Here is a 2870-nt window from a genome sequence, read left to right on the forward strand (position 1 = left end):
GTGCGTCACTGCGCGCGCCGGTTCGAGGGGCTCTCCGGCGATGTCCTCGGCGCGGCGACCGAGGTGGCGGTCGCGGTCGCGGCGATCGGCTTCTCTCTGGCAACCCCCTGATTCCGGGGGCGCGCTTCCGGGAACGGCCGGTCACCGAGGGACGAACCCAACTGACCGGTACTTATCTCGCCGATGCGCGGGGGTGGGCACGATACGCCTAGGGTGGGGCGTATGTCTTCCGACCGTCTGTATTTCCGGCAGCTGCTGGCCGGGCGCGACTTCGCCGTCGGCGACCCGATCGCGACCCAGATGCGAAACTTCGCCTACCTGATCGGGGACCGGGAGGCCGGTGAATGCGTGGTGGTCGACCCGGCCTATGCGGCAGGTGATCTGGTCGACATCGCCGAGAGCGACGGCCTACGCCTGACCGGCGTGCTCGCCACCCACCACCATCCCGATCACGTGGGCGGCAGCATGCTCGGCTTCACCCTGCGCGGCGTGGCCGAACTGCTGGAGAAACAGCCCGTCCCGGTACATGTGAACAGTCAGGAACTTTCCTGGGTCGCCGATGTGACCGGCATCGCGCCGAGCGAACTCACCGGACACCAGCACGGCGACACCATCGAGGTCGGCGCGGTGCGCGTGGAGCTGCTGCACACTCCCGGCCACACCCCGGGCAGCCAGTGTTTCCTGGTGGACAACCGGCTCGTCGCCGGCGACACCCTGTTCGTCGACGGCTGCGGCCGCACCGACTTCCCCGGCGGCGACAGCGACGAGATGTTCCGCAGCCTGCGCTATCTGGCGGGCCTGCGGGGCGATCCGGTGGTCTACCCCGGCCACTGGTACTCCCAGGAGCCGAGCGCGGCGCTGTCGACGATCAAGGACAACAACTACGTCATGCGCCCGCAGACCCTCGAGCAGTGGCACATGCTCATGCCGGGCTGATCGGCCCGCGACCGCCCGGCGGATCGCCGCCGGGCGCTCAGGCCTTGCGCATCCAGCCGTGGACGTCGGCGAAGGTGCCGCGCTGGATGCCGGTCAGCGTCTCGCGCAGCGCCATGGTCACCTCGCCGGGCTCACCGCCGCCGATGGTGAACTCGCCGTCGGTGGAGCGCACCCAGCCGACCGGGGTGATGACCGCGGCGGTGCCGCAGGCGAAGACCTCGCTGATCTCGCCGGAGGCCGCGCCCTCGCGCCACTCCTCGACGGTGATCTTGCGCTCCTCGACCTGGTAGCCGGAGTCGGCGGCCAGGGTCAGCAGCGAATCGCGGGTGATGCCGGGCAGCAGCGAACCGGACAGCTCCGGGGTCACCAGGCGGGCGTTCGAGCCGGAGCCGAAGACGAAGAACAGGTTGTTGGTGCCCATCTCCTCGACGTAGCGGCGCTCGCAGGCGTCCAGCCACACCACCTGGTCGCAGCCCTTCTCCGAGGCCTGCGCCTGGGCGAGCAGCGAGGCCGCGTAGTTGCCCGCGACCTTCGCCTCGCCGGTGCCGCCGGGGGCGGCGCGCACGTACTCGGTGGACAGCCACACCCGCACCGGCTTGACCCCGCGCGGGAAGTACGCGCCCGCGGGCGATCCGAGCAGCAGGTACTTGTAGGAGGAGGCCGGCTTCACGCCGAGGCCCGCCTCGGTGGAGAACAGGAACGGCCGCAGGTACAGCGATTCCTCACCGCCCGCAGCGGGCACCCAGCGCTCGTCGACCCCGAGCAGCTGGTGCACCGACTCGATGAACAGCTCCTCGGGCAGCTCGGCCATCGCCATGCGGCGCGCCGAACGACGGAAGCGCGCGGCGTTGGCGTCGATGCGGAAGGTGGCGACGCTGCCGTCGGGCTGACGATAGGCCTTGAGTCCCTCGAAGATCGCCTGGCCGTAGTGGAAGACCATGGTGGCCGGGTCCAGCGACAGCGGCCCGTACGGCTCGACCTTGGCGTTGATCCAGCCCTGGCCCTCGACGTAGTCGATGGACACCATGTGGTCGGTGAAGTGCCGACCGAATCCCGGTGCCGCCAGGATCTCCGCTACCCGCTGATCCGACTGGGGAGCGGGATGAGGAACACGGGCGAACTGTGCGGCAACGGTCATGGCGATGATCCTAATCCGGTCGATTCAGGATGTGCGCGGCGGCAGGAAGGGCGGCTTGACCACCTCGCAGCGCAGGGCGCGCCCGCGTACGTCCACCTCGACCTCCGCGCCCGGCTCGATCCCGGCGCCGGTGTCGAGCAAGGCCAGGGCGATGCCGATCTTCAGCGTCGGGGAGAAGGTGCCCGAGGTCGTACGGCCGATGGGCACGCCAGCACGCGAGACGGTCTGATCCTGGCGCAGCACACCGCGATCCAGCGCGCGCAACCCGAACAGGGTGCGCCGAGGGCCCGCCGCCTTCTCCGCCTCCAGCGCCTGCTTGCCCCAGAACCGCGGCTTGGACCAGGCCACCGCCCAGCCGACCCTGGCCTGCACCGGGGTGATCTCGGTGGACAGTTCGTGCCCGTGCAGCGGGTAGCCCATCTCGGTGCGCAGCGTGTCGCGCGCGCCGAGCCCGGCCGGCTGCCCGCCCGCGGCCTTCACCTGGTCGGCCAGCGCGAGGAACACCGCCTCGGCGTCGGCCCAGCGCGGCAGCACCTCGTAGCCGTGTTCCCCGGTGTAACCGGTGCGGCACACCCGGACCGGCCTGCCCTGCCACCGCGCGTCGGCGAAGGCCATGTACTCCATGTCCGAGGGCAGGCCGAGTGCGTCGAGCACGCCGGCCGCGGCCGGGCCCTGCACCGCGAAGACGGCGAACACGCGGGGCTGGGGGGTCGCGGTCACGCCCAGCGGCGCGGCCGCCGCCCGGCGGCGCCCCCCCACGGCGGGGTTGGGGGGGGTGGGGACGGGGGTGATCTGC

At 71.4% G+C, this 2870-nt stretch carries 3 protein-coding genes; 1 reads left to right on the plus strand and 2 read right to left on the minus strand.

Annotated elements, in window-relative coordinates:
* The first annotated feature begins 222 nt into the window (after nucleotides 1-222).
* Complete coding sequence (locus tag QH283_RS17180) at nucleotides 223-936, plus strand: MBL fold metallo-hydrolase (RefSeq protein ID WP_280504002.1); 714 nt, start codon at nucleotides 223-225, stop codon at nucleotides 934-936.
* A gap of 37 nt (nucleotides 937-973) precedes the next feature.
* On the opposite strand, the gene QH283_RS17185 is transcribed toward QH283_RS17180, so the two are convergent.
* Complete coding sequence (locus QH283_RS17185; RefSeq protein WP_280504003.1) at nucleotides 974-2074, minus strand: branched-chain amino acid aminotransferase; 1101 nt, start codon at nucleotides 2072-2074, stop codon at nucleotides 974-976.
* Between the two features lie 24 nt (nucleotides 2075-2098).
* The coding region (locus QH283_RS17190; protein ID WP_280504004.1) for a glycine cleavage T C-terminal barrel domain-containing protein at nucleotides 2099-2870 on the minus strand (772 nt) is incomplete at its 5' end.

It is taken from the genome of Nocardia farcinica (assembly GCF_029867845.1).
Classification (GTDB): Bacteria; Actinomycetota; Actinomycetes; order Mycobacteriales; family Mycobacteriaceae; genus Nocardia; species Nocardia farcinica_A.

Bases quoted from the DNA above. Each gene is read 5' to 3' on its own strand.
- QH283_RS17180 (WP_280504002.1), top strand. From the start codon at position 223: ATGTCTTCCGACCGTCTGTATTTCCGGCAGCTGCTGGCCGGGCGCGAC.
- QH283_RS17185 (WP_280504003.1), bottom strand. From the start codon at position 2,074: ATGACCGTTGCCGCACAGTTCGCCCGTGTTCCTCATCCCGCTCCCCAG.